The organism is Actinoplanes sp. NPDC051633 (genome assembly GCF_040681735.1).
In the GTDB taxonomy this organism is placed as follows: domain Bacteria; phylum Actinomycetota; class Actinomycetes; order Mycobacteriales; family Micromonosporaceae; genus Actinoplanes.
The window spans coordinates 1-2,728 of record NZ_JBFAZH010001042.1 but is presented as its reverse complement, the minus strand read 5'-3'; the positions used below and the strand labels follow the sequence as shown (position 1 = coordinate 2,728).

Sequence of the window (2,728 nt, the reverse complement as noted above, 5' to 3'; positions counted from 1 at the left end):
GTGCGGGTACCGCAGCAGCAACGGGTCAGCGGGTCCCCAGCAGGTGTTCGATGGCGAGCCGCTGCAAGCGGGCGAAGCCGTAGCCCTGGGTGCGGGCGCGGTCGATGTCGAACTCTTCGAAGGCGCTGCGGTCCTGCCGCAGCTCGTCGTACGTCTCACCCTCTCCCAGGGTCGACTGGGCCAGCTCGGGAACGCGGGCGGCCTGCAGTGCCTCCTGCACCTCCTGGTCGGCCCGGAACGCCCGTGCCTTCTCCCGGAGGGACAGGTACAGCTCCATGTTGGCACGGGCCGACTCCCACACGCCGTCCATGTTCTCGGTGCGCAGCGGCTTGTAGTCGAAGTGCCGTGGCCCGTCGTAGGTCGGCCCGCCGCCTGGTGCGCCGTTCTCCAGCAGGTCCACGGTCGAGAACGCCTGCAGCAGGTCGCCGTAGCCGAAGACGAAGTCCTGGTCGTATCGAGGACCCTTCTGCCCGTTCAGATCGATGTGGAACAGCTTGCCCGACCACAACGCCTGGGCGATGCCGTGCGTGTAGTTGAGGCTGGCCATCTGCTCGTGCCCGGTCTCGGGATTGATCCCGACCATGTCGCCGTGCTCCAGCTCGGCGATGAAGGCCAGGGCATGGCCGATCGAGGGAAGCAGAATGTCGCCCCGCGGCTCGTTCGGCTTCGGCTCGATCGCGAATCGCATCGGGTACCCCCGGTCGATCACATAGCCGGCCAAGGTGTCCATCGCCTCCCGATACCGGTCCAGGGCCGCCCGGATGTCCTTGGCGAAGTCGACCTCCGACCCCTCACGTCCACCCCAGAACACGTAGGTCTGCGCGCCCAGCTCGGCCGCGAGGTCGATGTTGCGCATCACCTTGCGAATGGCGTAGCGCCGCACGCTCCGGTCGTTGCTGGTGAACCCACCGTCCTTGAACACGGGGTCGTGGAAGAGGTTGGTGGTCACCATCGGCACCACCATCCCCGTCTCGTTCAGCGCGTCGCGGAACTCCTGGATGATCCGGTCGCGCTCCTGGGCGCTGCTGTCCGGCGGGATCAGGTCGTCGTCGTGGAAGGTGATCCCGTACGCGCCCATCTCGGCCAGCCGGTTGACGGCCTCCACGGTCGCCAGAGCGGGCCGGGTCGCCTCACCGAACAGGTCCCTGGCCTGCCAGCCGACGGTCCAGAGCCCGAAGCTGAACTTGTCGTCCCGGGTAGGCGTGCGGTCCATGTCCGTACGACTGAGCGTTGCTGTCATGACTGCTCCTCCAGTTCGTCATCTCCATGCCAGCCATACCCGTCTGGCCGTCGGTCACCCCTTGACCGCACCGGTCAGCCCACCGACGATGCGGCGTTCGAACACGCTGAAGAACACCAGCGCCGGAATCATCGACAGCGAGGTGAACGCCAGCACCTTCGCGGTGTCGACCGAGTACTGCGACGCGAAGGACTGCACGCCCAGCGGGAGGGTGAAAGTGTTCTGGTCGTTCAGGATGAACAGCGGCAGCAGGTAGCTGTTCCAGCTGGCGATGAACGCCAGGATCCCGACGGTGATCAGTCGCCGTCCCGGTCCGCTATGTACGAAATGCCGGATCCGACTTCGAGGACGGACTTGCCGGGGTACCGCACTACTCGGCCTTCCCAAGCCACCGACCGCCATCTTCGCCGTCACGGATGACAGCGCAGCGGGCGTCATCGAAGCAGCCAGAGTCAGAGGTCTCCGGGTTCCCGGAGATCTGAGTGTCGTCGGCTTCGACGACACGCCGATCGCCCGGTTGCTGTCGCCGCCGTTGACCACCGTCCATCAGCCACTGCGCGAGATCGGGCTGGTGGCGCTGCGTACCGCGCTACGCCTGGCGGCGGGCGCCGCGGTCGACTCACATCACGTCGAACTCGCGACAGAACTGGTCGTGCGCAACTCCACCGGCCCTCCGGCGAGCTAGGTCCTGCTTCGTGGATCCGCCGCCGGGAACAGGGAGCGGTAGAACGGCGAACCGCGGAAGCCGTCATCGTGGTGAGTGGACCGCCAGTGCACCGCCATCGCCCTACGGCCGGGCCGCTGCAGACTTCCCTGCAGTTCGTAGTCGGGATGGACCCCGTCGTCGCTCAGTGTGGTGCGGAATTCGAAGGTCAGGCGGTCACCACCGCGGACCGTCAGTCCTGGACCGGACAGCGGGGCGAAGACCGGCAGCCAGTTGCTCGGCTGGCTCAGCGAGTCGATCGGTGACTCGTCCTCGGCCGTGATCCACAACCGCATGCCCAGGGCGAGGCCGTGCATGCGGCCGTCGCGGGTGAACGTCAGCGTCGCTCGATCGGAGCCTTCCGGCCGGAGCTCGCCGTTGAACTCCAGCGGCTCGATGGCGGCCACGTCCGACACGTAGGCGTCCTGTTGCCCGACGAGGCATACCCGGAGGTCGAAAGGACGGCCGACGGAAGCGAAGATCTCCGCGACGTACCGCAGGGCGAAGGACGGGAAGCCCAGTGGCCCGGCCCGGCTCAGGTCCACCGCCGCGGCGGTCGTGACGACGCGATGCGGAGCAAGGATGCCGTCGGGCCGGATCAGGCGTCGACGGGCGTCCCGCAGCACCGCGCCGGCGCCCTCCGAGCCGCCGATGGTGCCGATGATCTCCGACACGCAGAAGTCGACCGGCGCGGGCAGGTCGATGTCGGTCGAGCTGCCCTCCAGAACGGTGACGCGGTCGGCCGGGGCCGCCCGCGCCACGGGCGGGGCGGGCGCCGCCGGCGC

The 2,728-nt window shown here is 68.0% G+C and carries 4 protein-coding genes; 1 reads left to right on the top strand and 3 read right to left on the bottom strand.

Annotated features, from left to right (window positions below; genetic code table 11):
• Positions 1–25: 25 nt before the first annotated feature.
• Both xylA and AB0M20_RS36570 read right to left on the bottom strand, forming a co-directional pair.
• A complete protein-coding gene (xylA, locus tag AB0M20_RS36575; protein WP_364305253.1) occupies positions 26–1,213 on the bottom strand; it encodes a xylose isomerase in 1,188 nt (395 codons plus the stop codon).
• An 81-nt stretch (positions 1,214–1,294) separates the two neighbouring features.
• Entirely contained in the window at positions 1,295–1,780 is a 486-nt protein-coding gene (locus AB0M20_RS36570) for a hypothetical protein (protein WP_364305254.1), read from the bottom strand.
• Between AB0M20_RS36570 and AB0M20_RS36565 the strand changes: the two genes are divergently transcribed.
• Complete coding sequence (locus AB0M20_RS36565) at positions 1,677–1,925, top strand: substrate-binding domain-containing protein (RefSeq protein ID WP_364305252.1); 249 nt, start codon at positions 1,677–1,679, stop codon at positions 1,923–1,925. The two genes, AB0M20_RS36570 and AB0M20_RS36565, sit on opposite strands and share 104 nt — an antisense overlap.
• Here AB0M20_RS36565 and AB0M20_RS36560 read toward each other — a convergent pair.
• Positions 1,922–2,728, bottom strand: an 807-nt coding sequence (locus tag AB0M20_RS36560; RefSeq protein ID WP_364305250.1) for a hypothetical protein, incomplete at its 5' end; no start/stop codon positions are given. The genes AB0M20_RS36565 and AB0M20_RS36560 overlap by 4 nt on opposite strands.